Below are 25202 nucleotides of genomic sequence, written 5' to 3' on the forward strand. Positions count from 1 at the left end.
ATCGTTGCCTGCGCGATCCTCTTCGTCGTGTTTGGGCTCGTGCGCCCGCGGACCGAGTGCACCCAGGGCGGCTGCGGGGCGTGTGCAGGCGCGTGTCACCGTTCGGACCCTGCAGGAGATCACTTGTCATGACCGAGTCAACCCGAAGCGGCAGGCCGTCCCGTCGCGACTTCCTCGTCCTTGGCGTCGGTGCCTTCGTCGTCGCGTCGATCCCGCTGGCCCACCGGCATCGCCGGCAACTGGTGCGGCGCCAGCTCCCCATGATGGGGACCATCGCCGACATCACGCTCCTGCACGACGACGTGGCGCAGGGCGAGCAGGCGCTGGACGCGGCGTTCGCCGAGCTGGCGAGCGTGGAGCGCACCATGTCGCGCTTCCGCGACGACTCCGACGTGGGGCGGGCCAACCGGTTCGCCGCCCAACGTGCGGTGACGATCTCGCCGGCGACGTTTGCGGTCATCGAATCGGCGATCCGGTGGGCGCAGGCAAGCGATGGTGCCTTCGATCCGGCCATCGGGCGCGTCTCGGAGCTGTGGGACGTGCAGCACCGCCACGAGCCACCGCCCGACGCATCGGTGCGGCAGCTGGCGGCACGCCATTTCTACCGTCACGTGCAACTCGGTCACGAGGCGGGACACCCCGTGGTGCGCTTCAGCGATCCCGATCTCCACCTCGACCTCGGGGCGATTGCCAAGGGATACGCCGTGGACCGGGCTGGTGACGCGCTGCGCCGCGCCGGCATTCGCCAGGCGCTGGTGAACGTGGGTGGCGAGGTGGTGGCGATCGGGAATGGACCGGATGGCGGGAAGTGGCGCGTCGGCATCCAAAGCCCCGATGATGCACGCCAACTGATCGGGACGCTCGAGGTGTCCGACGAAGCCGTGGCGACGTCGGGGGACTACGAGCAGTTCTTCCGGTATCGCGGCGTTCGGTACCATCACCTCATGGATCCCGACACCGCGGCCCCGCGCCGCACGTCGGAGCACAGCGTGACGGTAGTGGCCGCGACGTGCATGGACGCCGACGCGGCGACGACGGCGGTGTTCGGAATGTCCCGCGAACGTGCGCAGGCGGTGCTCCAGGCCCGCACGCGTGGCGCTCGCGTGGTGTCGTGGGTGTAGTCGTGCCGTAGGCGACGCCCCGCGCGCACACGGTCGCGCGAGGCGGAATCCCAGCGAGTTAGTCGCGGAGGCGCCAATGAAGCAGTCGCAGATGTTCTGTCAGGGGTGCGACCGGCATGTGCACGTGCTGGTCACCGACGAATCGCACGAGGACGCGCAGGCCAACGTGCACGATCCGGAACTGGTCTGCCTCGAGATTGGCGACTGGTGCAGCGGGACGATGTGCCCCCTGGGGGCGGCGGCGCCGAGCGCGATGGTCACCCGCCTGATCAACAGCGGATTGCCGCTCGACAACCTCCGCACCGTCCTGGGGCATTGCGACGCCTGCGGGCTGGACGTCGACCTGGCCCTCTATGGGAAGGGGATGTGCGCCTGCACCGTTTGCGGCACCGCGCAGGCCAGGCCCGGCGCCTGACGTCTCGTGCCAGGCGCCTGCCGCCTGGCGCCTAACGCGGCAGGTACTGGGCGGGAATCTCGTTCCCTGGGCGCTCGGCGTCCCAGAAGATCGAGACCACCCACCAGCGATTGCCGTCCTTGAGGAGCTGGATGGAGTTGATCCCGCGGGCAAACGGCTTCTCGCCCGGGTCGGCCGTGCGGCGCGACTCGTAGGTCGAGAAGGCGTGCATGATGTTGCCGTACGTCTCGGTCTTCCGCGCGATCTCACGCTCGAAGAAGCCGTTCTTCTCCAGCCCCGCCCCGGCAATCGCCGCGTAGTCATCGGCGCTCCACACCGACACCGAGGCCCCGCCCGACGGGTGCTGGCGCGTCGGGATGAGGCGCGCGTTGAGCACGAAGAGCGAACGAAAGCGGTCCCAGTCGCGCTTCGCGCCCGCGGGCCCGGAAATCACGTCATAGAGCGCCTTGAGAATTGCATCCGGCGACGACACGTCGGCGGGGTTGGCCGCGGGGCGGGGGAGCGAGTCGATCGAGAGCCGGCGTGGCGCGGCGCCCTGCCCGCTGGCGACCGATGGCGCGGCGAGACACATCGACAGGGCGATGGCGGAGGCGACGAGAAGGCGTGAAGGCGTCATGGCTCGTGACTGGGTGGACGGTCTGGTTGCGCGCGGCGCTGGGAGAGTACCCGATCGCCTCGCGCGGCACCATGCGTGGGGGACGACACGACCACCCGGCGTGACGCGTACACCGCGCCCCTGTGGCGATCCTGCCGCACTCGTGCGTCGCGCCGCAACGCCGAATCCGCGCGCGCCTCCTCCGCGCCCCCTCGCGGCGCTGGCGCCACATCAGCATGAGCCCGGTAACCCATTGCTTCGGGCACGCTTACCGAATTCCGGTCATTCTGCCCGCCCCCCCCGTCGCGCCCCGGCGACGACTGCGGGGCATCGGCACCATTCCCGCACTCCAGCCCGGCAACGGCTCTCTGTGAGCCAGGTCACATTTCACCGGGTGCAGCGCTGTCATGCAGGGTCGCCGTCTTCGCCACATTGCCTCGCTCGTCGCCGTGGTCGTATGCGCTGCCGGCTGTCGTTACGAGCCCGAAGGGGCGGCACCGCTCGAGGTCCCGTCAGTCTATCGGCAGTGGTGGGCCGAAGTGGAGGAGTGCGCGCAGCGGAAGGCCACGATGGACCGCGTGCGCTTCTGGGTGCTCAAGGGCGACAAGTTCCCCTGTCCCAACGGCCCGTGTATCGGGCGCTGGAACTCGCCGCACGACGTGTACATCGCCGAGACGTGGGTGAACGACGCCGCGCTCGTGAAGCACGAGATGCTGCACGACCTCCTCGGCACCGGCGACCACCCGCCGGCGATCTTCGGCGAGAAGGCGTGCAATGTCGCCTGGATGACGCGCGAGTCGTGATCGTGCCCGCCTGCCGCGGGCGGGTTGCGCCTCGCGTGCGCGCCGCGCATGCAGCTCACGGCCGATAGGTGACGCTCACGTACGGGCGGATCTTCTCCTTGTAGGGTTCATCCATCGAGTAGCCGATGCCGGCGCGGAGCCTCGTCCCCGGCAAACGCGCGAAGCCGATGCCGGGCACGTCCACCGAGCGCTCGGCGCCGAGGACGCGCTGGTAGCGCGTGAGCTTGTCGCCAGCCGCAATCCAGAGCGCATACGGTTCCAGGCCGAGCAGGCGTGTGGAGAGGCGTCCGATGCCCACCTTGCGTCCGGACGAGTAGCCCACGGGGACCGAGGGGACCGAGATGCGCTGCGAGAGGAACGCCTGGTCGAAGAAGGGGAGGTAGCTCCCACCGACGGCAAACTGCTCGAAGGCGCGCCCGAACTCACCGGGACCGGCGGTCGTCGTCGTCCCCACCGACCCCTCGGCGCGGATGCCGACCGACGAGGTCCCGATGGCCAGCGCGCCTGACGAGTAGCCGCGCGTCCACGAGTCGCCGCCGGTTCCGCCTTGCGCCATCTGTGCAAAGACCTGCGGGGAGACGGTGAGTCCGCGGAAGGTCCAGGTGAGGCGCGCGCGCAAGTCGGCGAAGCCCATCACCCGCCCCGCGCCGTCGAGTTGGTTGCCGTTGACCTGTGCCACGCTCCCCCCCGCGCGCAGCGCGAAGCCCCACGCCCCGCCATCGCGCGCCACGCGCGCCGCGAGGCCTAACCCGGTAAAGCGGGAGTCGATGTTGAGCGAGGCAAAGCTCCCCGCCGCCTGCTCGGAGGGGGCGTGCTCCGTGTACCATCCGCTGGTCTCGAGCTGGACCGGCGACAGGCGCAACGCCGTGGCGATCGATCCGCCGCGCCATGCGCCGCGCTGTCCGTAGCCGCCTTGCGCCACCACGCTGAGGCGCCCCACGGGATCGATGTTGGCGATCATCAGCGACGCCATGTCGCCATCGGGCCCAAAGGAGCCGCCGGGGAGGATGCGCCAGTGCCGCGGCCCCGTGCCGTAATCGGCGGGGCCGCGTACCTGCTGCGGCGCGAAGGTCGCGCCGCGTCCCGTGGGGGCGGGGGGGGCGGCGGGAAAGAGGCGCGGCTCCAGCGCCACCACGCCTCCCTCGAGCGTGCCTAACGCCTTGGCGATCGACAGGCGCCGCACGTCGTACCCCTTGGCGTGGAGCGCGAGGAACCAGACGCTGCCGTCGGGGGCGGCGTCGGGGGCGGCCACCGCACCCGTGACGCGCGTCAGCGGGCGCGGCACCGCCGTCTCCGGGTCGAGCAGTTCGAGGTTCGCGACGCCACCTCGCTCGCTCACGACAACAAGCTTTCCCTCTTTTGTCCACGACGGGGCGTAGCGATTGGCGCCGTCACCCGGGTCGACGGGCGCCGCGCTCCCGGTCGCCGCGTTGACGACGAAGGTCCACCAGCGCCCGTCGCGCTGCACGCTCGCGGCCAGTCGCGTTCCATCGGGCGACCAACGCGGGCGATGCCACACGACGAACGGCGAACCGGCCACCAGCGTGGTGATGCGGCCATTGGCCAGATTGACGCGCACCAGGTCGCACACGCCGGCCGAGCAGCGCACCGCGGCCGCGCTCCGGCCGTCGGGGGCGGGGTCGGCGGAGCGGATGCCGGCGCCGTGCGTCACGCGCCGCACGCCGCCGCGCCGTACGTTCCAGATGAACAGGTCGGGGCGGAAGGCGCCGTCGCCTAACGGTTCATCGCGGCTCACGAGCAGGCGATCGCCGTCGGCGAACCAGCGCGGGTTGTCGTGCCCGCGCCCGGCCACGGCGAAGAGCGTCTTCTGCGCCCGCTTGGGCGCCGGAAACGAGTCGAACGGCGCCACGTCCTGCGGGTCACGCGCCAGCATGCGCCGGCGCGCGCGCACCACGTTCGAGTCCAGCCCCTCGTCGCGCGACGACCAGACCACCACGCGCGACGGCTTGTTTGGCGTGCGCAGCACCACCGCCACGCGCGACCCATCCCGCGACAGCGCCGGCTCACCCGTCCCCCACGTGAGTTTCTGCACCAGGTCTCCCTGCACCAGCCCCTCGCCTTGCAACTGACGGCGCGACTCGAGCGCCTTCTCCATCACCTCCGTGTAGAAGGCCCCGTACAGGTCGTCCGGATCCGCGCCATACACGCCGCGGAATGCCTCGGCGAAGCTGCGACGCTCGCGCGCGCTCATGCGGCGCCACAGGTGGTTGAGGCTCTCGTCCCCCTTGCGCGCGACCAACCACTCCAGAAAGGCGCTCCCCACCAGGTATCGCATGGCCCCGCCCAGGTAGGGTTCGGCATCGTTCAGCTGTCCGTAGGTAGGGAGCCGCCCCTCGAGCGCCCACTCCCGCAGGACCGCCGCGCGCCCCACCGAGTTGGGGCGTCCGCTCGCGGTCAGTTTCCCCTCGATGTACGTCGCGTACCCCTCGATGACCCACGCCGGACTCTTGCGCGCCACCGGACCCAGACGCGTCGGGGCAAAGCGCCACAGCCATCGCTCGCCTCCGCTGCGCGTCGGGATCGTGAGGTGCGCAATGTGCCCGTACTCGTGCACCGCGAGGATTTCCCCCCAGCCGCGGTGCGGCCCGAACGTCAGCGACGGCGCCGGGGGCGTGGGCCAGAGGAAGATCACCGGCCCCTCCAGCAGCGGGACGGCGAACCCGTTCGAGACATTCGAGGGATCCTCGACCATTACCGTGACACGCGCCGTGGGAGCGTTCCCCACGAGGGCGTTCACCGACGACGCGACCGACTCCATTCGCTCGGCGACCGGACGAACCCACACCCGCATCTCTGCGGGATAGTGCAGTCGAAAGTGCGCCGTCTCGATCGTCTCCCACTTCCGCTCGGGACGCGTGAGGTACTGCGCCTGTGCGAGCGAGACCGGGCGAAAGGCGAGCAGCGCCGCGAGCAGCGTCGGCACGACGAGGGAGAGCGCGCGGCGGTCGCGCCGCACGCGTGAGGACATCGTGAAGCTGGCAGGCATGGGAGATGGACGTACGTGGAGCACGCAGGGGAGAGGAGCGGGACGAACTTACACGGTCTGGCAGCGGCCTCGGCTCGGCGTGGCACACACGGATTGTGTGAGCAGGGTCGCGGAGCGACTAGGCTCGAGGCGCCGACCTCCCCGTCAGCTGCTCCTCGCCCGAGCCGGCATATCCCATGGCGCGCAGCCGTTGGATGCGTGCGGCCATGGGGGGATGCGTCGCGAAGAGCGTCGCCACGCGGCGCGACGCGCCGAGGGGATCGGCGATGCAGAGGTGCGCGCTCCCCTTCTTGATGGCGCGCGTTGGCGACGCGGCCCCCTCGATTCGCTCCAGCGCACTGGCCAGCGCCAGCGGATTGCGCGTGAACTGCGCGCTCATGGCATCGGCGAGATACTCGCGCTCGCGACTCACGCTCATGGCCAGGAGCCGCGTGATGAGCGGGGCGAGGAACCAGCTCATCAACCAGAGCAGGAGCAGGACGATGAGCAGGATGTTCGCGTCCCCCTTCTTGCCGCTGCGCCGCCCGCTCCCCGAGGAGAGGCGCACCCCGCCGCGCCCCATCATGCGCCACATCCCGTCGCCCAGCAGCGCCACCGCCCCCACCAGCGCCGCAAGGATCGTCATCAGGCGCACGTCGAGGTTCCGGATATGCCCCATCTCGTGAGCTACGACGCCTTGCAGCTCGTCGCGCGAGAGCGTGCGCAGCAGACCCTCCGTGACCGCCACGTGCGCGAGGCGCTCGTCTCGCCCCGTGGCAAAGGCGTTGGGGTCGTCGTCGGGGACGATCCAGATGCGAGGGCGGGGGAGCCCGCTCGCGATCGCCATCTCATCCACCACGTTGACCAGTTCGCGCTCGACGGGGGTGACGGGATCGATCACCTCGCGCGCCCCGGTCGACCAGAGCACCTTTTGCGCGCCGGTGCTCCACGCATACGCGGCGATGGCAGCCGCCACCACCGTCAGGAGCACGCCGAGCGCGGGGAAGACGTGGTGATACGTTCCCGGTTCCGCATCCCGCGTTGCGAGATAGGCAATGACGTCGCCGCCCAACCCCAACCAGGCAAAGAAGGCGATGAAGCCGGCGACGACCCAGCGCGAGCGCGAGCGGTTACGCGCCTGTTGCGTGAAGAGGTCGGTGCCCAGGTGCTAGAACTCCACCTTGGGAAGCGCGCGCTCGGCGCTGTCCTCGATTTCCCAGAGTTCCACCGGGGACGCGCCCGCCATGCCGGCCACGAAGACCGTCGGGACCTGCCGCTGCCGAGTGTTGTACTGCGTGGCGGTGTCGTTGTAGAGCTGTCGCGCGAAGGCGATCTTGTTCTCGGTCGAGACCAGCTCCTCTTGCAGCTGCGACATGTTGGCGGTCGCCTTGAGGTCAGGGTACGCCTCGACCACCGCCATGAACCGCCCCAGCGAGGCGGTGAGCTGTGCCTCGGCCTGCGCCGTCGCCGCCACCCCGCCGCCGCCCTGCTCCACCTGGATCGCCTTGTTGCGCGCCGCCACGACCGCCTCGAGCGTCTCGCGCTCGAAGTGCATCGCCCCCTTGACGCTGTTCACGAGGTTGGGGATCAGGTCGTGCCGACGCTTGAGCTGCACGTCGACCTGCTTCCAGGCGTTCGCCACCTGGTTCTTGAGCGCGATGAGGCCGTTGTACGCGCCAACCAACCAGAACGCCACCACCACGATGACCAGCAGGAGGATCACGAGCATGGAAGGCTCCCGTGCACGGCAGTGAGGCGGGCGTCGCGCGCCCCGTGTGGTGCGCGCCGCAACCGCGATGTCCCTAACGAATGATGGGACGAAGGCCCGGTGCCTTCGTCCCACGCTGCGATGTCACTGCTGCAATTCAGACGCGCCCTGGCACGGCCGCGTCACGCGACGCTACGCGCGCTTGCCCTTCATGGCGTCCTGCAGCCAGGTGAGGGGGATGAGAAAGAGCGGCGTCAGGAAGTGGCCAAGGAGGAGGTTGACCCAGGTGAGCGCGAGGTAGAAAGCGCCCAGTCCGAGTCCGGCCCACAGCGTGCCCAGCGGCGTTGAATGCTCCACGATCCGTCCTCAGGTCGAAAAAGGTCGTCAGTGACGACGAAAAAGTAGTGGGCGCGCCGACACCGCGAAAGTGCGCCACGCCTCCCGACAACGGGCGATCATCCGCTCAGCTTTTCACGATAGATTCCGAGAGCATTCGCGCTGGCGCGGCATGCGAACTTCAATCGTGCGCCTCGCGAGCGCCGTCAAGCCGAGGCCCCACGTCCATCGCCTTCTCTCCAAACGCCGCCGCGCGCATTCGCACGCTCGTCGCCTCGCTACTCGCTGGTGACGACCGATTGGTGCTGGCCGTCTCGGGAGGCGTGGATTCGATGGTGCTCATGCACGCGATGGCGCAGGCGTGCGCATCGGCGAGGGCTGGCGGACGCGTCGTCGTCGCCACCTTCGACCACGGTACGGGCACCCACGCCCGGGCCGCCGTGCAGCACGTGCAACGTTTCGCGGCGGAGTGGGGACTTCCCGTGGTGACGGGAGCGCCCGAGCAACCGCTTGCCGGCGCCAGCGAGGCGCAGTGGCGCGCTGCCCGCTGGGCCTTTTTGAGAGGGGTAACACGCCAGCACGACGGACACGTCGTCACGGCCCATACGCGCGACGACCAGCTCGAGACCGTGGTGATGCGCGCCATGCGCGGCGCCGGCGCGCGAGGGTTGAGCGCGCTCCGCGCCCCCTCGGCCATTCGGCGCCCCCTGCTCGACGTCTCGCGCGAGGACGTGCTGGCTTATGCTGCCGCGCACGCCGTCGCGCACGTCGACGACCCGGGAAACGCTCGGCGCGAGCACCTGCGCAATCGAATTCGCCTCGACCTGCTCCCGGCCATGTGCGCGGCGGACCCGCGCATCGCCGGCGACCTGCTCGCCCTGGCCGATCGCGCCGCCGCGCTGCGAACGGAGTGCACCGCTGCCGTCGCCCCGCACCTGCTGGAAACGGGGGAGGGGCGGGCGCTGGCTCGGCAGGTCACCGACCGGAGCTGGACGCCGCTCGCCTGCGCGCTCTACTGGCAGACGGTGGCCGAAGGGGCGGGGCTCGCACTGGACTGGCGCGGGACCGAGCGCCTCGTGCACTTCGCCGTCAACGGCCGTGGCGGGCTCCGCATCCCTCTCTCCGGCGGGTACGAGGCCGTGCATCGTCGCGACGTGGTCGAGATCAGGCGGCGCGAGCCACCCACGGCGCCGGATGCGCGCCTCAACACCGACGCCGAGACGCGTTTCGGTCGCTTTCGCTTCCGCCCTGTGTGGGAGCTTCACCCAATGACCGGCGACGCGCACGAGGAGATTATTCCGACGGCCGGAATCGCTGGGCGAGGGGAAGGGCACCGTGACGCGGAGATGGAACCGGGTAGTGAGCAGGATCCCTGGTCGAGCTGGCTCCCGGCCGAGGCGACGCTGGAGGTGCGGGCGTGGCGCTCAGGCGATCGCATGGACTCGTCAGGCGGCCGGCCGCGCCGCGTGAAGCGCTTCTTTGCCGACCGGCGGGTCGCCGCGCCAGATCGCGAGGGGTGGCCGGTTGTCGTGGCGGATGGCGAGATTGTCTGGATTCCCGGAGTGCGCCGCGGAAGCGCGGCAACCGTTCGGCCCGGTCGGCCGCGAGTCTGCTTCGTCTGTGAACGCCTCCGTTCATGATCCGCGTCTCGAGGGACGCACCGTCAAGCGCATCGCCTTTCCCGCCGAGACCATCGCCGCGCGCGTGGTGGAACTGGGAAAGGAGATCACGGCCGCGTATCCCGATGGCGACCTTCTCGTCCTCGGGTTACTGAAAGGGAGCTTCATCTTCCTGAGCGATCTGGTGCGCTGCATCGAACGGCCGCTCAAGGTCGACTTCCTCGTCGCCGCCTCCTACGGGAACGAGACGATTTCGAGCGGATTTGTACGTTTGGTGTATGATCCGGAAACCGAGCTCGAAGGAAAGCACATCCTGTTGGTGGAGGACATTGTCGATTCCGGCCGAACCTTGAGTAAGGTCATGGCGCTGCTGCAGGAGCGCCGTCCGCGCTCGCTCGAGGTCTGCGCCCTGCTCGACAAGCACATCGCCACGCACCTGACGTATCCGCCCAGGTTCTCCGGCTTCGACGCCCCGCACGAGTTTCTCGTGGGCTATGGCCTCGATCACGCCGAGAGCTTCCGGCACTTGCCGTATATTGCAAGCTTGCAGTAACCAGAGACCGCAGACATGCCGCCGATTCCTCCCAAGAAGCAGTTCAATTGGGGTCGCTTCTCGAAGGGGCTCTCGTTCTGGATCCTCGTGATCCTGATCCCCGTCGCGGTGATCCAGTTCTCGGGCTCGAAGGGTGAGCCCGCGACGTCCGTCAACTATTCCGACTACCGCGCCGAGCTGGATCGCGGGAACATCGCGCGCGCCACGATTCGCGCCGGTTCCACGGTCACGGGCGAGTTCACGCAGCGCGTGATGGTGCAGGGGCGCGAGGTGAAGAAGTTCACCGTCAAGCTCCCCATGGCCGACAGCCCGGACGAGGTGAAGGAGCTGCTGGCCAAGAAGGTCGTGATCGACGCGCAGGAAGCGCGTCCGTCGGTCGGCACCTTCCTGCTCAACTTCCTCCCGTACTTTGTCCTGATTGCGATCTGGATCTTCCTCTTCCGCCAGATCCAGGCGGGGGGGGCCAAGGCATTCTCGTTCGGCAAGTCGAAGGCGAAGCTCCTCACGGGCGACACGCCCAAGGTGACGTTCGCCGACGTCTCCGGCTGCGACGAAGCCAAGATCGAGCTGCAGGAGATCATCGAGTTCCTGAAGGATCCGCAGAAGTTCACCAAGCTCGGTGGACGCCTCCCCAAGGGGGCGCTCCTCATCGGGCCGCCGGGCACGGGGAAGACGCTGCTCGCCAAGGCCGTCGCCGGCGAGGCGGGGCGTCCGTTCTTCTCCATGTCGGGCTCCGACTTCGTCGAGATGTTTGTCGGCGTTGGGGCGTCGCGCGTGCGCGACCTCTTCGAGCAGGGGAAGGCGCATGCACCGTGCATCATCTTCATCGACGAGATCGACGCCGTGGGGCGTCACCGCGGTGCGGGGCTGGGCGGTGGACACGACGAGCGTGAGCAGACGCTGAACCAGCTCCTCGTGGAGATGGACGGCTTCGAGTCCAACGACGGCGTGATCCTCATCGCGGCCACCAACCGTCCGGACGTCCTCGACCCGGCGCTCCTGCGCCCGGGGCGGTTCGACCGCCAGATCGTCGTGGACGCGCCGGACCTGCGCGGGCGCGAAGGGATTCTGCGCGTGCACATGCGCAACAAGCCCATTGCCGACGATGTCGACATCAATCGCATCGCGCGCGGGACACCTGGGATGGCCGGCGCCGACCTGGCCAACCTCGTGAACGAAGGGGCGCTGCTGGCGGCGCGCCGCGGGCACGACAAGATCTACATGACGGACCTCGAAGAGGCGAAGGACAAGGTCATGCTGGGCGCCGAGCGCAAGTCGCTGGTGATGAAGGAGGAGGAGCGCCGCCTCACGGCGTACCACGAGGCGGGACACGCCGTCTGCGCCGTCATGGTCAAGGGGAACGATCCGCTGCACAAGGTGACGATCGTTCCGCGCGGCCGTGCGTTAGGCGTGGCCTTCACGCTCCCCGAGGACGATCGCGTGTCGGTGACGCGCGAGCAGCTCGAGGCGCGCCTGGTCATGGCGTACGGCGGCCGCGCCGCCGAGGAGATCATCTTCGGGCGAGACCGCGTGACGACCGGGGCCGCCAGCGACATCCAGCAGGCCACGGCAATCGCGCGCCGCTATGTGACGCAGTGGGGGCTGTCCGACGCGATTGGCCCGATCCTCGTTGGCGACAACGAGCAGGAGGTCTTCCTCGGCCAGCAGATCATGAGCCGGCGCGAGGTGTCGGAGAAGACGGCGCAGCTCGTCGATTCCGAGGTGAAGAAGGTGATCGACGACGCGTACTCGCGCGCCGTGCAGACGCTCACCGAGCACCGCCTCCTGCTCGACTCGGTGGCGGCGATGCTCCTCGAGCGCGAGACGCTGACGCGCGAGGACTTCGAGATCCTGGTGCGCGGCGAGAAGCTCCCGCCGCGGGCTCCGCTTCCGCCGTCGTCGCTGCCGCCGGCGGCGCCGGTCACGCCGATCCCGATGGCGCAGCCCAAGCCGGTCCCGCCGCTGCTTGGCGGGCCGGAAGTCAGCCCGGCCTAACGCGAGCGTTGGACGCTCGCCTGTCGCCCAGGGGCGCCGCCGCGATCAGCGGCGGCGCCCTTCTCGTTGCCTACGTGGCAACGCTTGCCCCCACCGTCACGCTGTGGGACAGCGGCGAGTTCCTGGCGGCGATCCACTCGCTTGGCGTTCCGCACCCGCCCGGCACTCCGCTGTTTGTCTTTGCGGCGCGCGCGTGGTCGATGGTCCTGGGGTGGCTCCCGTTCGCCGTGGCGGTCAACCTGGCGTCGGCCGCTTGCACGGCGGGGGCGGCGGCGATCATGGCGGGGCTCATGACGCGCTGGACGGGGCGCGCCGCTGCCGGTGTCGCCGGGGCACTGGCGGGTGGCGGGATGGCGGCGGTGTGGCAGAGCGCCACGGAGACGGAGGTCTACGCCTACGCGACACTGCTCATCGCCGTGGCCCTGCTGCTCGCGGACCGTGCCGGGACACGTTGGAGCGTGCGTCATCGCGTGGCCATTGCCTTCTGCTTCGGGCTTGCCGTTCCGCTGCACATCAGCGCGCTGGTGGCGGGCCCGGCGATCATCCTGCTCGCGGCCACCGATCGCTCCGCCGCCGTCTCGATACGCGCGGCGCTGGCCCCGCTCGCCGCATGGTGCGTGGCGGTGGGGCTGGGAACGGTGCGGCCGCTCCCGGTCATGGTCGGCGTGCTGCTGGCGCTGGCGGCCTGGCTTGCGCCTGACGGAAACGATTCCGGCGAGGCGCGGTGGGGGGCGTTCGGTTCGCTGGCGATGGTCGTGCTTGGGGCAAGCTTCGTCCTCGTCATGCTGGTGCGCGCCCGTCACGACCCGACGATCAACGAGGGGAGCGCCACCTCGTGGCAGGCACTGGTCGACATCGTCGCCCGGCGACAGTACGACGTTCCCCCGCCCTGGCCCAGGCGCGCTCCCTTCTGGTTGCAGCTGGGGAACGTGATCCAGTACACGGACTGGCAGGTGGCCGCGGGGCTGAGTGATGCGCCGGGGATTTCGCCGGTGCGCACGCCCATCACGGTCGCCTTCGTCCTGCTGGGAATCGTTGGGAGCGCCTGGCACCGGCGCCGCGACGAGCGAAGCTGGAAGGCGATGACGCTCCTCTTCCTGTGTGCGACCGTCGGGGTGGTGATCGTCCTCAACCTGCGCGCCGGCCCCTCGTTCGGCATCGGCATCCTCCCGCCAGATGCAATGCACGAGGCGCGTGAGCGTGACTACTTCTTCTCCCTCGCCTTCCTCGTCGCTGGGCTCTGGTGCGGCTGCGGACTCGTGGCGCTCTCGGATCGGCTCGCGCGCTCGGTGACGCGTCCGCCCGCGTCAGCTACGCGCCCGGATGCGCGTCTGGGTGCTCGCCCGCAGGCGCGCCCGCTCGCACGAGCGGTGATGCTGCTGGCGCTGCTTCCGCTGGCACTCAACTGGCGCGCGGTCGATCGCCGACGCGCGCCCGACGCCGTGCTGGCACGCGAGCTGGCGGTGGAACTGCTGGCTCATCTCCCCGAGAGAGCGGTGCTCGTGGTGGCGGGCGACAACGATTCGTTCCCACTCTGGTACGTGCAGGAGGTCGAGGGGCTGCGCCGCGATGTGACGACGGTGACCATTCCGCTCCTTGGCGCAACGTGGTACCGCACGGAGCTGGCGCGCCGCCACGACCTGCTCTCCGAGCGCGTTGCGGCCGAGTGGCGCGGCCTGGAGCCCACACTCGCGGCGATTGGCGATGGCGCACGAGCACGGCGGCGTCCATTGCACGTTGCCGTCTCCGTGAGCAGCGACGATCGGCGCGCCGTCGCCCCCGGGAAGGGGTGGCGCCTGGTCGGGATGTCATACGCGGCCAGCATCGCCCTCATCGCCGACAGCGGACGCGGCGATGCAGCACCCGTCATCGACTCCACCGCCATCGCGCTCTCGCGCATCGAATCGGCGGGGCGGCGACGCGCAGTGGGCGGTAAGACGGCGAGCGCGCCAGCCGCACGCGACGGCACAGGACGCTACGTTCAGCGCCTGCTGGACTGTCCGGCCGCCGCACTGGCGCGTGCACGCGGGGTGAATTCGTCGCCGCCCGGTTTACTTGAATCGACTTGTAACTTCCGATAGTTTATCATGTTATGCCTTTTCCGGGGTTGGCGGATCGACTCCAGTCGGTGCAGGCGCGCATCGCGTCGGCGGTCGCGCGTGGCGCTCACGGCCAGCGCGTCGAGCTGATCGCCGTCACCAAGACGCATGGCCCCGACGCGGTCGAGGCTGCGTGGGCGTGCGGCATTCGCTCGGTGGGGGAAAACAAGGTGCAGGAGGCGCTCGACAAGATGGCGCACGTCGCCGCACCGGTGGCGTGGCATCTCATCGGGCACCTGCAGCGGAACAAGGCGAAGCACGCGACCCGCTTTGCCCTGGTGCATTCGATGGACAGCGCGCGTTTGGCCGATGCGCTGCACGACGTGGCGCAGAAGGCCGGGACGCGTCTGCGCGTCCTGGTGCAGGTGAACGCCAGCGGTGAGGAGAGCAAGGGAGGGTACGACCCATCGGAGCTGGCGGCCGAGGCGGCACGCCTGCGCAGGCTCGAGGCGCTGGACGTGGCGGGCGTGATGACGATGGCGCCGTTCGATGCCGACGAGGCGCTGCTGCGCTCCACGTTCGCACGGGCGCGTGCCGCGCGTGATGTGTTGCGCGAAGCGGGACACGCCGCGCACGAGCTGTCGATGGGAATGTCGAACGATTTCGAAGTTGCGGTCGAGGAGGGGGCGACGATGGTCCGCCTGGGGACGATCCTGTTTGGAGAGCGCACGCCATGACCGACGAATCATTTCACCTGACACCGCTCGACATCCGGCGCTACGACTTCGGGAGCGCACTGCGCGGTTACGATCGCGCGCGCGTCGACCAATTCCGGGAGCAGGCGGCTGGCGAGGTTGAGCGATTGGTGAAGCAGTGCCAGGTGCTCGAGGGGAAGGCGCAGGGCTTTCACGAGCAGCTGCGCGCCTTTCGCGAGCGCGACAAGGCCATCAACGAGGCGCTGATTTCGGCGCAGCAGCTGCGGGCCGAGGTGCGCGAGCAGGCGGAACGCGAGGCGCAGCTCATCCTGCGCGAGGCGCGCGCCGAGGCGGAGCGCATCGTGGCCGGCGCAACCAACGAGATCCGGAAGGTCCAGGGCGACCTGGAGCTCCTCACTCGGCAGCGGCGGAGTTACCTCGCGCAGCTACGCACGATGGTGGAGCGTCAGCTCTCGGAAATCGAGGCCGCCGAAGGGAGTGCGGCGGCGACGCCCGCGCTGCGGCGCGATGACCCTGGTACGGTTTCGGGCGCCGCGGCCGAGGCGCGCGAAAGCGATGCGGCGGCTGCCCCGGAGTGGATCGACTCGCTGTTCAAGGAACAGTAAGACGAGAAGACGAGAAGACGAGTGACTAACGAGAGCGGGCATTCCTTCGAGGGGATCGAGCGCGCGGCCGCGGCCGTGCGGGGGCGGTTTGTACGGGTCCCCGATGTGGCGATCGTGCTGGGGACTGGGCTGGGCGGCTTGGCGAAGGCGATCGAAGTCGAGCAGGTGATCGAGTACGGCGACATCCCGGGCTTCCCGTTGTCGACCGTGGAGTCGCACGCCGGGCGGTTGCTGTGCGGGACGCTCGCGGGGAAGGCGGTGATCGCGATGCAGGGGCGCTTCCATCGGTACGAAGGCTACTCGCTGCAGCAGGTCACCTTCCCGGTGCGCGTGCTTCGCGCGTTAGGCGCGCGGACGCTGGTGGTCTCCAATGCCTGCGGCGGGATGCACCCGTTGTGGGAGGCGGGCGACCTGATGCTCATCGCCGACCACATCAACCTGCTGGGCGACAACCCGCTCCTTGGGCGCAACGACGATCGCCTGGGGCCGCGCTTTCCCGACATGTCGGAGCCGTACGATGTCGCGCTGCGCGACGCGGCGCGCGCCGAGGCCAGGCGACAGGGGATCACGTTGCGCGAGGGCGTCTATGTCGCGGTGACCGGCCCTAACCTGGAAACGCGTGCCGAGTATCGGATGCTGCGCACGCTTGGCGCCGACGTCGTCGGGATGTCGACGGTGCCGGAGGTGATCGTCGCGGTGCATGGAGGGATGCGCGTCCTCGGCGTCTCGATCATCACCGACATGTGCCTCCCCGACGCGCTGGAGCCGGCATCGCTGGAGAAGATCATCGCCGTGGCGGCCAAGGCGGAGCCGCAGCTCACGTCGCTCATCACCGGCGTGCTGGAGCGGGTGTGAGCGTGTCGCGCTTCCAACTCCTCCCCGGCGACCGCCCGGCCGACGACCTGGAGCAGGAGGTCCTGGCGCGCTGGCGCGCCGAGCGGCTGTTCGAGCAGACGCTGGCGGCGCGCGCCGGCAGTCCGCCGTTTGTCTTCTACGACGGCCCGCCCACGGCGAATGGACGACCGGGAATCCATCACGTCTTTGCGCGGACGGTGAAGGACCTCTTCTGCCGTCATCGCACCATGACCGGCCACCTCGTGGACCGGAAGGCGGGGTGGGATACGCACGGGCTCCCGGTGGAGATCGAGGTGGAGAAGGCGTTGGGGCTGACGGGGAAGCCCGACATCGAGGCGTACGGCGTGGAGGCGTTCAACGCGAAGTGCCGCGAGAGCGTGTGGACGTACCGCAAGGAGTGGGAACGCCTGGTGGAGCGCGTGGCGAACTGGATGGACTACGACGATCCCTACGTCACCTACACCAACGACTACATCGAGAGCGAGTGGTGGGCGCTCAAGACGCTGTACGAGAAGGGGCTGCTGTATCGCGGGCACAAGATCCTCCCGTACTGCGCGCGCTGCGGGACGGCGCTGTCGTCACACGAGGTGGCGCAGGGGTATGAGGATGTGGAAGATCCGTCGTTGTTCATTGCAGTAGATCTTCGAGAAGACGAGAAGACGAGAGGACGAGAAGACGAGGGGCGGCGCCGGCTGCTTGTGTGGACGACGACGCCGTGGACGTTGGTGTCCAACGTCGCGCTCGCGGTGCATCCCGATCTCGAGTATGTCGAGCTGCGGAAAAAGACGGGGGCCGACTGGACCATCATCCTCGCGGCGGCGCGGGCGATGGCGGTGCTGGGCGACGACTACACCGATCGGTGGGACGTGGTGCAGCGCCTCACGGGGCGCGACCTCGAGGGGAAGCGCTACCGGCGCCCGCTGGATTGGGTGCCGTTTGGCGAGGGAACCGGGGAGCACGAAGTCATCGTCACCGCGGATTTTGTCTCGGCGGAGGATGGGTCGGGGATCGTGCACATGGCACCGGCGTTCGGCGCCGACGATTACGCCATGGGGCAGAAGCATGCCCTCGTGATGCTGCAGCCGGTGAATGCGCGCGGGCGCTTCTCGGAAGAGATCCCGGTGGTTGGCGGGATGTGGGTGAAGGACGCCGACGCGAAGATCGTCGATGTGCTCAGGGAGCAGGACACGCTGTGGAAGGTGGGGAAGCTCTTTCACGCGTATCCGCACTGCTGGCGATGCAAGACGCCGCTGCTGTACTACGCCCGCGTGTCGTGGTTCGTGCGCACGACGGCGTTCAAGGACGACATGATGGCCCGCAACGCGGCGATGAACTGGCATCCGCGCGAGGTGGGCGAAGGACGCTTTGGCGAGTGGCTCAAGAACAACATCGACTGGGCTGTCTCGCGCGACCGCTACTGGGGGACGCCGCTCCCCGTGTGGGTGAACGACCAGGACCCTAACGAGATCGAGGCGATCGGTTCGTTCGCCGAGCTCGCCGAGCGGTGCGGGACCACGCTCCCCGCGGACTTCGATCCGCACAAGCCGTTCATCGACGCCTACACGTGGCCAGCGTCTTCCGGCACGGGGACGATGCGGCGTGTACCCGAGGTCATCGACGCCTGGTTCGACTCGGGATCGATGCCGTTTGCGCAGTGGCACTTCCCGTTCGAGAACCAGGAGCGCACGGCGCAGCAGTTCCCGGCCGACTTCATTGCCGAGGGGCTCGACCAGACGCGCGGGTGGTTCTACTCGCTGCTGGCAATCGCCACGGGGTTGGGGGATGCGCTGCCTAACAACAGGGCGGACGGGGGACGGGGGACGGGAATGGCGCGGCGGTGGCCGCGCCGTATCGCGCGGTGGTGGTGAATGACCTTGTTCTCGACAAGAACGGGGTCAAGATGTCGAAGACGCGCGGCAACGTCGTGAATCCGTGGGAGGTGATTGCCTCGCACGGCGCCGACGCGATCCGACTCTTCCTCATTGCGTCGAGCCAGTTGGGAACGCCCAAGCAATTCGACGTCGACGCCATTCGCGACACGGCGGCGCGCTTCCTCGTCACGCTCAAGAACGTGTACAGCGGGATCTTTGCGCTGTACGCGAACTTCGGCTGGGAGCCGTCGGCCAGCGATCCGGCGGTCGCGAGTCGGCCGGTGCTGGATCGCTGGATCCTTTCGCGCCTGGCCGACGTCGAGGCGAGCGTCCAGGGGGCGATGCAGGCGTTCGATGCTACGACGGCCGCGCGCGCCATCATGTCGTTCGTGGTCGACGATCTCTCCAACTGGTACGTGCGCCTGTCGCGAGGGCGTTTCTATGACGTGGATGGAGCGGACAATCGCGCCGCCTTTGCCACGTTGCACGAATGCCTCGTGGTGACGACGCGATTGCTGGCACCCATCGCGCCTTTGGTCACCGACTGGATGCATCGCGAGCTGACGGGAACTTCCGTGCACCTTGCCCGTTACGTGCGGGAGCCAGGCCTGTCCGCGGAACGCGACTTGTCGCTCGAGCGCGGAATGGCGGAAGTGCGCGAGCTGGCCACGCTGGGGCGCGCCGCGCGTGAGGAGGCCGGGATCAACGTGCGCAAACCGCTGTCGCGCGTGGTGTGCGTGGTGCCGCGCGACGCGGCGGACCACGTCACGCCGCTGCTCGGGTTGCTGCGCGCGGAGCTGAACGTGAAGGAGGTCGCACTGGCCACGTCGGCCGACGACCTCGTGACGCTGGAGGCCAAGCCGAACTTCCGCTCCCTGGGGAAGAAGTTCGGGAAGGCAACGCCACTGGCCGCCAAGGCGGTGCAATCGCTGGCCAGCGAGCACCTGCGGGCGTTCGAGCACGGGGAGGCACTGGCGCTCACCGTGGAAGGGGAGACGCATACGCTGGACGCGGAGGACCTCACGATCGTGCGGCGGGCGTCGGGGGCGCTGGTGGTGAAGGAGGCGCAAGGGCGGTTTGCCGCCATCGATCCGGCGATGTCGCCGGCGCTGGTGCAGGAGGGATTGTCGCGCGAGGTGGTGAGCCGCGTGCAACGCTTGCGGAAGGAATCGGGATTGGCGGTCTCCGACCGCATTGGCCTCCGGATCTGGGGGGCGGGCGAGATCGAGTTGGCGGTGACGGAGTACAAGGAGTGGATCGCGGGCGAGGTGCTCGCTCGCCGCGTCACGGTCGGCCGTGACGATGTGCTGGATGAACACGAGGCACACGAGGTGGAGATCGATGGACTCCACGCGCGTGTGGCCCTGACCAGGGACGAATAGCGATGGCATCGACCAGTGGCGGAAGTGGCGCGGCGGCCCCCAAGAAGCCGAAGCCGATGAACAAGAAGAACCTCCAGCACTTCGAGAAGCGCTTGATGGAAGAGCGCAAGCGCGTGCTGAAGGAGCTGGGGAAGTACGACGAGGTGTTCAACGCCACCGACCAGTCGTCCGATGGCGACCTGTCGTCGTACTCGTTCCACATGGCCGACCAGGGGACCGACGCCATGGAGCGCGAGAAGGCGTTCCTGTTCGCGAGCCAGGAAGGGCGATTCCTCTGGCATATCGACCAGGCACTGCGTCGCCTCTACAAGTCGCCGGAGACGTTCGGCAAGTGTCACCAGTGCGGCGACGACATCGCCTTCGAGCGGCTCGACGCCCTTCCGCATGCTCGCTATTGCATCAAGTGCAAGCAGCGGGAAGAAGATGCCAAGAAGGGTTAGTCACGCCGCGCTCTTCTGGCCGATCGTGGTGGTGCTGGTGCTCGCCGACCGCATCACCAAGTCGGTGGCCGAGGAGCTGCTCTGGCCACGCGGCGTTCCGCGCGCGGTCTTCGGCGACGCCGAGTGGTTCCGGTGGACGTTGGTCTACAACCCCGGTGCCGCCTTCGGCTTTCACCTGGGGCCGTACTCGCGCTGGATCTTCCTTGCGCTCACCGTCGGCGCGCTGGCGATCCTGTGGCACCTGTACCGGACCACCGAGGCGGGGCACAAGGTGCGCGTGCTGGCCATTGCGCTGGTCACGTCGGGGGCGCTGGGAAACCTGATCGATCGCATCGTCTCGCCTAACGGCGTCGTCGACTTCATCGACATCGGGGTGGGGGACATGCGCTGGCCCACCTTCAACGTCGCGGACATGGCGGTGTCGTGCGGTGCGGTCCTGCTCGCGATGGTGCTGTGGCGCGAGGACGAACTCGCCGATCGTCGCAAGGGCGAGGTGGGGGTGGCAACGGTTGCCGAGTCGCCGCGCGCCGGCTCGTGACGGGCACGGCCGCGTGAGCGAGCGCGCCGTGAGCGAGCGCGCCGTGAGCGAGCGCGCCGAGAGCGATCGCCTCGAGGGGACGCGGCGTTCCTTCGTGTGCGAGGCGAACAGCGATGTTCGCCTCGATGCGTTGGTGGCCCGCGAGATGGGAGTCTCGCGCACGCAGGCGGCAACGCTCATCGCCAACGGGCACGTGACGGTGGCCGGGCGGCGCGAGAAGGCGGCCTACAAGGCCGCAGCGGGGGAACCGGTCGACGTCTTCCTCCCGCCCCCCGCCCCCCGCGAGATCCGCGGCGAGGCGATCGCGCTCTCGATCGTCTTCGAGGACGACGACCTCGTGGTCATCGACAAGCCGGCCGGGATGGTGGTGCATCCGGCGCCCGGCAATTGGACGGGGACGCTGGTCAACGCGCTCGTGGGGCGCGGCGGCGCGCTGTCCGATGTGGGGGGCGACGAGCGACCAGGGCTGGTCCATCGCCTCGACAAGGACACATCCGGGCTCCTCATCGTCGCCAAGAACGATCGGGTACACCGCCTCCTCTCCTCGGCAATTGCCGAGCGGCGCGTCGTCAGGCGCTACGCGACGCTGATCTGGGGCCATCTCGACGCCGACGAGCGCACCGTTGACAAGCCCATCGGGCGCGACCCGCGCGACCGCCAGCGCATGGCAATCGTGGAGACGGGGAGGGCCGCCCGGACGACGTTTCGCCGGCTGGCGCGCTTCGACGCGGGGGACTTGTTGCGCGCCCACTTGCACACCGGGCGCACGCATCAGATTCGGGTGCACCTGGCGTCGATCGGGCACCCGGTGGTGGGGGACGATACGTATGGCGGCGGTGGGGGACGCGCCCTGGTGGGGTTGCCGCCCCGCCGTCACTTCCTGCACGCGGCGTGGCTTCGCTTCCAGCACCCCGTGACGCGCGTCGCCATGGACCTGCGCGCCCCCCTTCCCGACGACCTGCGGCAGTCGCTGGCCAAGGTCGCCGACGACGCGACGTTGCTCTCCGAGGGTGACCCGCTGGAGCATTTCGGCTTCTACGTCGAGCCGGTGGCGGAGGGGCGATGAGCCAGGGCGCCAGCCAACCGCATGTAATCGTCGAGGGGGCCGGGACGCTCTTCGCGATCGAGCAGGGGGCGGTGCGCGAAGTGGTGCCGGCGCGAGCGCTCACGCGACTCCCCGGCGCGAGCGCCGCCGTGCGCGGCCTGCTCAACGTGCGCGGGACGCTGGTGACGGTGGTGGACCTCGCGACGCGCTTTGCGCGCGGAACGTCGGCGGGAGAGGAGTTGTCGGTTGTGATCGTCGTCACGCAGTCGCGCACCTTGGGACTGCTCGTGAACGACGTCATCGACGTGCAGGCGTACTCGGCCGATGACTTCGTCCCGACCGGGCTCGAGCCTCCCGATCCGGCGCTGCGGGGGATGGGACATTTTGACGGCAGAATCGTCCTCTCCGTGGACCTGCAGGAGTTGGCGCGGCAGACGTTCGCCTAGGGGAGCCTTGGCGCCGTGGTGTCGCGCAACGCTGCCCGGGGAGAGACGAGCGTGAGCCACACGGTACTGATCTGCGACGACGCCATCTTCATGCGCACCATGCTGAGCGACATCCTGCAGCAGGCGGGATTCGACGTGGTGGGCGAGGCCGAAACGGGAGCCCAGGCGGTGGACAAGTACCGCGAGCTGCGCCCTGACCTGGTCACGATGGACATCGTGATGCCCGACATGGGGGGGATCGACGCGGTGCGCGAGATCACGCGCCAGGATCCGGCCGCCAAGGTGCTGATGTGCAGCGCGATGGGGCAGCAGGCGCTCGTCGTGGAGGCGATCCAGGCGGGCGCGAAGGACTTCGTCGTGAAGCCGTTCCAGCCCTCGCGCGTGTTGGAGGCGGTGCAGCGCGTCCTGGGCTGATCGCGCGCACCCACCTCGGAGCGCGCGCATGGATTCGGCCCGGTACCGCGACCTCTTCCTGACCGAGGCACGCGACCACCTCGTCGCGATCAACCAGGCGCTGATCGCGCTGGAGCACATCCCGCGCGCGTCGCAACCGGCGGCAGGGGCGGGCGATGGCGCGAGCGATGGGGCGACGCGCGCATCGGTCGACGCGCTTTTCCGCGCCGTGCACACGGTGAAGGGGATGAGCGGGGTGATGGGTTACGTGGCGGTGGGTTCGTTGTCGCATGCGATGGAGACGCTCCTCGCGCGCGTGCGCGCGGGGGAGGAGGCGCTCGACGGCGAGCAGCTCGCCCTCCTCTTCGACGCGTCCGATGCGCTGGAGGCGGCGATCGAGGGGGCGGCGGGTGCGCAGGAGTCGGCGCTCGACGTGACGTCGCTCGTGGAGCGTCTGCAGGGGCGTGCCTCGGTCGTGAGGGCGATGGCGGCCGACTTGGCGGCTGTTGCACCCGGCGGTCCCGCGCTCCCGGCGGGAGACGGCGTGGCGGTGCACGTCGTGCTCGAGCCTGGGACGATCCTTCCCGGGGCGCGGGCGCAACTCGTCGTGGCGCGCGCGCGCACGTTGGGCGCGGTGACCGCCGTCGTCCCCGACGAAGGGGCGATGCTGGGCGACGAATTCGACGGGACGTTCGCGCTGCGCCTCGTGTGCGACGCCGACGATGCGGCGATCGAGGGCGCGTTGCGCGCCGCGGGATTCGTGCAGGGCGTGCGCGTGGTGCATGGCGCCGCCGGCGCGCCGCGCCCCGCGGCGGGGCGCGTTGCGCCTGACGGCGACGCCGATGCGCCGGATGCCGCCGTGCCGCGCACCGCTGCGCCGCGCCCCGACGCCGAGGCGCGGTTCGCTGCCGCGTGGGGGAGCGAGGCGCTCAAGGCACCGCTCCAGCGCTACGTCCGCATCGACCTGCGACGCCTCGACCAGCTCATGGCGCTGGTAGGCGAGCTGATGATCGTGCGCGGGCGGCTGGCGCAGCGCGCCACGCTGCACGCGGATCCCGCGCTCGACGAGGCGGTCTCGGAGGCGTCGCGCTTCATCGGGGAGCTGCAGGACGCGGTGCTGGGCGGACGCATGGTCCCGGTGTGGCAGGTCTTCGACCGCTTTCCGCGTGTGGTGCGCGATGCGGCCCGGACGCTGGGCAAGGACGTGGAGTTCGTCATCGAGGGGCGCGAGATCGAGCTCGATCGCTCGCTCCTGGAGCAGGTGGCCGATCCGCTGGTGCACCTCCTGCGCAACGCCATCGATCACGGGATCGAGGATCCCGACGCGCGCCTCGCCGCCGGGAAGCCCGCCGCCGGCCGCCTGACGCTGAGTGCGTCGCGCGAGCGGAACGCGGTGGTGATCCGCTTGCGCGACGACGGACGCGGGGTGAGCCGGGCTCGCGTCCTTGCCAAGGCCAAGGCGCTGGGGCTCGTGGACGAGGAGCGCGAGTCGCTCGAGGACGAGGAGATCCTGCGCGTGATTGCCCGCGCCGGCTTTTCCACGGCCGAGCGGGTGACGGAGCTGTCGGGGCGCGGGGTGGGAATTGACGCGGTGGTCTCGCGCGTGCGCGCGCTGGGTGGGGTGGTCGACCTGCGGAGCGCGGAAGGGGAGGGGACGACTTTCTCGCTTCGGCTTCCGGTGACGCTGGCGGTGATCCCGGCGCTTCTGGCCCGGGTGGGGGGGGAATCGTATGCCCTCCCGCTGACGCACGTGACCGAGACGCTCCAGCTGTCGCGGGGGGTGGTGAGGACGGTACGCGGGCGCGAGGTAATCGTCATTCGTGAGGAGGTTCTCCCGCTCCTCCACCTGCGGGACGTGGTGGGACTTCCCGGACGCGACGCGGGGCACGACGCCTCGGCGTCGCATGTGGTGCTGGTGGAAATGGCGGAGCGGCGCGCCGGGCTGGTGGTGGACCAGTTGGTGGGCCAGGAAGAGATCGTCGTGAAGCCGTTCGACGCCGTGCGCGGCGCCGCTTCGTGCTTCAACGGCGCCACGATCATGGGCGACGGTTCGGCGGCGCTCATCCTCGAAGTGGGCAGCCTGCTGTAGGCGTTTAGGGATCCCAAAGGAGCGAGTGATGCACGACCTGCTGAGCCTCAAGCCGGTGCAACTGGATGCCCTGCGCGAAGTCGCCAACATCGGCGCCGGGCATGCCGCCACGGCGTTGTCGCAGATGACGGGGCAGACGATCATGATCGCCGTCCCGACCATCAACATCACGCCGCTGGAGGAGGTCCCGCCGTCGATCGCGGCGCCTGACGAGCCGGTGGCGGCGGTGCTGATGAACATGCTGGGCGACCTCACCGGGCGCACGCTCCTGGTCTTCCCCAAGCCGACGGCGATTCGACTGGGGGAGTTGCTGCTGCGCCGGCCGCACGTGGGCAGCGGCGAGCTCACGGAACTCGAGCAGTCGGCCATCAAGGAGGCGGGCAACATCCTGAGCGGCGCGTACATGAACGCGCTCAGCGAGTTCATGGGGCTGCTCCTCCTCCCGTCGCCGCCGTCGCTGGCCATCGACATGTCGCGCGCGGTGCTCACCACGGCGTACCTGCAGTTCGGCTCGGATCGCGACCTCGTGTTCTGCGTGGAGACCGAGTTCTTCATGCAGGAAGCCGGCGAGCACCTGCGCGGCTACTTCCTCCTGCTCCCGGACATGCCGTCGCTGCGCGCCATCCTGCGGGCGGTGAACCTGGGCTAGCGC

The 25202-nt window shown here is 69.3% G+C and carries 24 protein-coding genes; 19 read left to right on the forward strand and 5 right to left on the reverse strand.

The window, feature by feature from the left end:
- Nucleotides 1–128: 128 nt before the first annotated feature.
- Both IT359_05910 and IT359_05915 read left to right on the forward strand, forming a co-directional pair.
- On the forward strand, nucleotides 129–1121 hold the full coding sequence (locus IT359_05910) for an FAD:protein FMN transferase (GenBank protein MCC6928512.1): 993 nt from the start codon (nucleotides 129–131) through the stop codon (nucleotides 1119–1121).
- A 76-nt stretch (nucleotides 1122–1197) separates the two neighbouring features.
- Nucleotides 1198–1536 (forward strand): hypothetical protein, encoded by a 339-nt coding sequence (locus tag IT359_05915; GenBank protein MCC6928513.1) that lies wholly within the window; start codon nucleotides 1198–1200, stop codon nucleotides 1534–1536.
- Between the two features lie 31 nt (nucleotides 1537–1567).
- On the opposite strand, the gene IT359_05920 is transcribed toward IT359_05915, so the two are convergent.
- Nucleotides 1568–2152 (reverse strand): hypothetical protein, encoded by a 585-nt coding sequence (locus IT359_05920; GenBank protein ID MCC6928514.1) that lies wholly within the window; start codon nucleotides 2150–2152, stop codon nucleotides 1568–1570.
- A 386-nt stretch (nucleotides 2153–2538) separates the two neighbouring features.
- Here IT359_05920 and IT359_05925 point away from each other — a divergent pair, with 386 nt between their 5' ends.
- Nucleotides 2539–2934, forward strand: coding sequence for a hypothetical protein (locus IT359_05925; GenBank protein ID MCC6928515.1), 396 nt, complete (start codon nucleotides 2539–2541; stop codon nucleotides 2932–2934).
- A 55-nt stretch (nucleotides 2935–2989) separates the two neighbouring features.
- Here IT359_05925 and IT359_05930 read toward each other — a convergent pair whose 3' ends face one another.
- The 4 genes from IT359_05930 to IT359_05945 all read right to left on the reverse strand — a co-directional run bounded on the left by IT359_05930 (nucleotide 2990) and on the right by IT359_05945 (nucleotide 7985).
- Nucleotides 2990–5941, reverse strand: a complete 2952-nt coding sequence (locus tag IT359_05930; protein MCC6928516.1) for a PD40 domain-containing protein — start codon at nucleotides 5939–5941, stop codon at nucleotides 2990–2992.
- A 118-nt stretch (nucleotides 5942–6059) separates the two neighbouring features.
- Nucleotides 6060–6998 carry a M48 family metallopeptidase gene (locus tag IT359_05935; protein MCC6928517.1) on the reverse strand — a complete coding sequence of 313 codons (939 nt, stop codon included), beginning with the start codon at nucleotides 6996–6998 and terminating at the stop codon, nucleotides 6060–6062.
- A gap of 90 nt (nucleotides 6999–7088) precedes the next feature.
- Nucleotides 7089–7649: a LemA family protein gene (locus IT359_05940; protein ID MCC6928518.1), complete on the reverse strand. Its 561-nt coding sequence runs from the start codon at nucleotides 7647–7649 to the stop codon at nucleotides 7089–7091.
- A gap of 171 nt (nucleotides 7650–7820) precedes the next feature.
- A complete protein-coding gene (locus IT359_05945) occupies nucleotides 7821–7985 on the reverse strand; it encodes a hypothetical protein (GenBank protein MCC6928519.1) in 165 nt (54 codons plus the stop codon).
- A 311-nt stretch (nucleotides 7986–8296) separates the two neighbouring features.
- Between IT359_05945 and tilS the strand changes: the two genes are divergently transcribed.
- Genes tilS through IT359_06025 form a run of 16 tightly spaced genes read left to right on the forward strand, consistent with a single transcriptional unit; the run spans nucleotide 8297 to nucleotide 25199 of the window.
- Complete coding sequence (gene tilS / locus IT359_05950) at nucleotides 8297–9604, forward strand: tRNA lysidine(34) synthetase TilS (protein MCC6928520.1); 1308 nt, start codon at nucleotides 8297–8299, stop codon at nucleotides 9602–9604.
- Nucleotides 9501–10136: a hypoxanthine phosphoribosyltransferase gene (gene hpt, locus IT359_05955; GenBank protein MCC6928521.1), complete on the forward strand. Its 636-nt coding sequence runs from the start codon at nucleotides 9501–9503 to the stop codon at nucleotides 10134–10136. The genes tilS and hpt overlap by 104 nt, the downstream gene beginning before the upstream one ends.
- Before the next feature lie 15 nt (nucleotides 10137–10151).
- Nucleotides 10152–12131 (forward strand): ATP-dependent zinc metalloprotease FtsH, encoded by a 1980-nt coding sequence (gene ftsH, locus IT359_05960; protein ID MCC6928522.1) that lies wholly within the window; start codon nucleotides 10152–10154, stop codon nucleotides 12129–12131.
- An 8-nt stretch (nucleotides 12132–12139) separates the two neighbouring features.
- Nucleotides 12140–14212, forward strand: coding sequence for a DUF2723 domain-containing protein (locus IT359_05965; protein MCC6928523.1), 2073 nt, complete (start codon nucleotides 12140–12142; stop codon nucleotides 14210–14212).
- A gap of 11 nt (nucleotides 14213–14223) precedes the next feature.
- Complete coding sequence (locus tag IT359_05970; GenBank protein MCC6928524.1) at nucleotides 14224–14907, forward strand: YggS family pyridoxal phosphate-dependent enzyme; 684 nt, start codon at nucleotides 14224–14226, stop codon at nucleotides 14905–14907.
- Nucleotides 14904–15491, forward strand: a complete 588-nt coding sequence (locus IT359_05975; GenBank protein MCC6928525.1) for a DivIVA domain-containing protein — start codon at nucleotides 14904–14906, stop codon at nucleotides 15489–15491. Before IT359_05970 ends, IT359_05975 begins: the two co-directional genes overlap by 4 nt.
- A 21-nt stretch (nucleotides 15492–15512) precedes the next feature.
- Entirely contained in the window at nucleotides 15513–16346 is an 834-nt protein-coding gene (locus IT359_05980) for a purine-nucleoside phosphorylase (GenBank protein ID MCC6928526.1), read from the forward strand.
- Nucleotides 16347–16348: 2 nt separating this feature from the next.
- Entirely contained in the window at nucleotides 16349–18214 is a 1866-nt protein-coding gene (locus tag IT359_05985; GenBank protein MCC6928527.1) for an isoleucine--tRNA ligase, read from the forward strand.
- Complete coding sequence (locus IT359_05990) at nucleotides 18211–19599, forward strand: class I tRNA ligase family protein (GenBank protein MCC6928528.1); 1389 nt, start codon at nucleotides 18211–18213, stop codon at nucleotides 19597–19599. The genes IT359_05985 and IT359_05990 overlap by 4 nt, the downstream gene beginning before the upstream one ends.
- Before the next feature lie 2 nt (nucleotides 19600–19601).
- Entirely contained in the window at nucleotides 19602–20039 is a 438-nt protein-coding gene (locus IT359_05995) for a TraR/DksA C4-type zinc finger protein (GenBank protein ID MCC6928529.1), read from the forward strand.
- Nucleotides 20023–20577: a signal peptidase II gene (gene lspA, locus IT359_06000; protein MCC6928530.1), complete on the forward strand. Its 555-nt coding sequence runs from the start codon at nucleotides 20023–20025 to the stop codon at nucleotides 20575–20577. Before IT359_05995 ends, lspA begins: the two co-directional genes overlap by 17 nt.
- 13 nt (nucleotides 20578–20590) lie before the next feature.
- The gene (locus tag IT359_06005; GenBank protein ID MCC6928531.1) at nucleotides 20591–21643 is read left to right on the forward strand and encodes an RluA family pseudouridine synthase; all 1053 of its coding nucleotides are present in this window, start codon (nucleotides 20591–20593) and stop codon (nucleotides 21641–21643) included.
- Complete coding sequence (locus tag IT359_06010; GenBank protein ID MCC6928532.1) at nucleotides 21640–22068, forward strand: purine-binding chemotaxis protein CheW; 429 nt, start codon at nucleotides 21640–21642, stop codon at nucleotides 22066–22068. The genes IT359_06005 and IT359_06010 overlap by 4 nt, the downstream gene beginning before the upstream one ends.
- Nucleotides 22069–22119: 51 nt before the next feature.
- Nucleotides 22120–22482: a response regulator gene (locus tag IT359_06015; GenBank protein ID MCC6928533.1), complete on the forward strand. Its 363-nt coding sequence runs from the start codon at nucleotides 22120–22122 to the stop codon at nucleotides 22480–22482.
- A 28-nt stretch (nucleotides 22483–22510) separates the two neighbouring features.
- Complete coding sequence (locus tag IT359_06020; GenBank protein ID MCC6928534.1) at nucleotides 22511–24550, forward strand: chemotaxis protein CheA; 2040 nt, start codon at nucleotides 22511–22513, stop codon at nucleotides 24548–24550.
- 28 nt (nucleotides 24551–24578) lie between these two features.
- Nucleotides 24579–25199 carry a chemotaxis protein CheC gene (locus tag IT359_06025; protein MCC6928535.1) on the forward strand — a complete coding sequence of 207 codons (621 nt, stop codon included), beginning with the start codon at nucleotides 24579–24581 and terminating at the stop codon, nucleotides 25197–25199.
- Nucleotides 25200–25202 lie beyond the last annotated feature (3 nt).

Source organism: Gemmatimonadaceae bacterium, assembly GCA_020852815.1.
Taxonomy (GTDB): domain Bacteria; phylum Gemmatimonadota; class Gemmatimonadetes; order Gemmatimonadales; family Gemmatimonadaceae; genus SCN-70-22.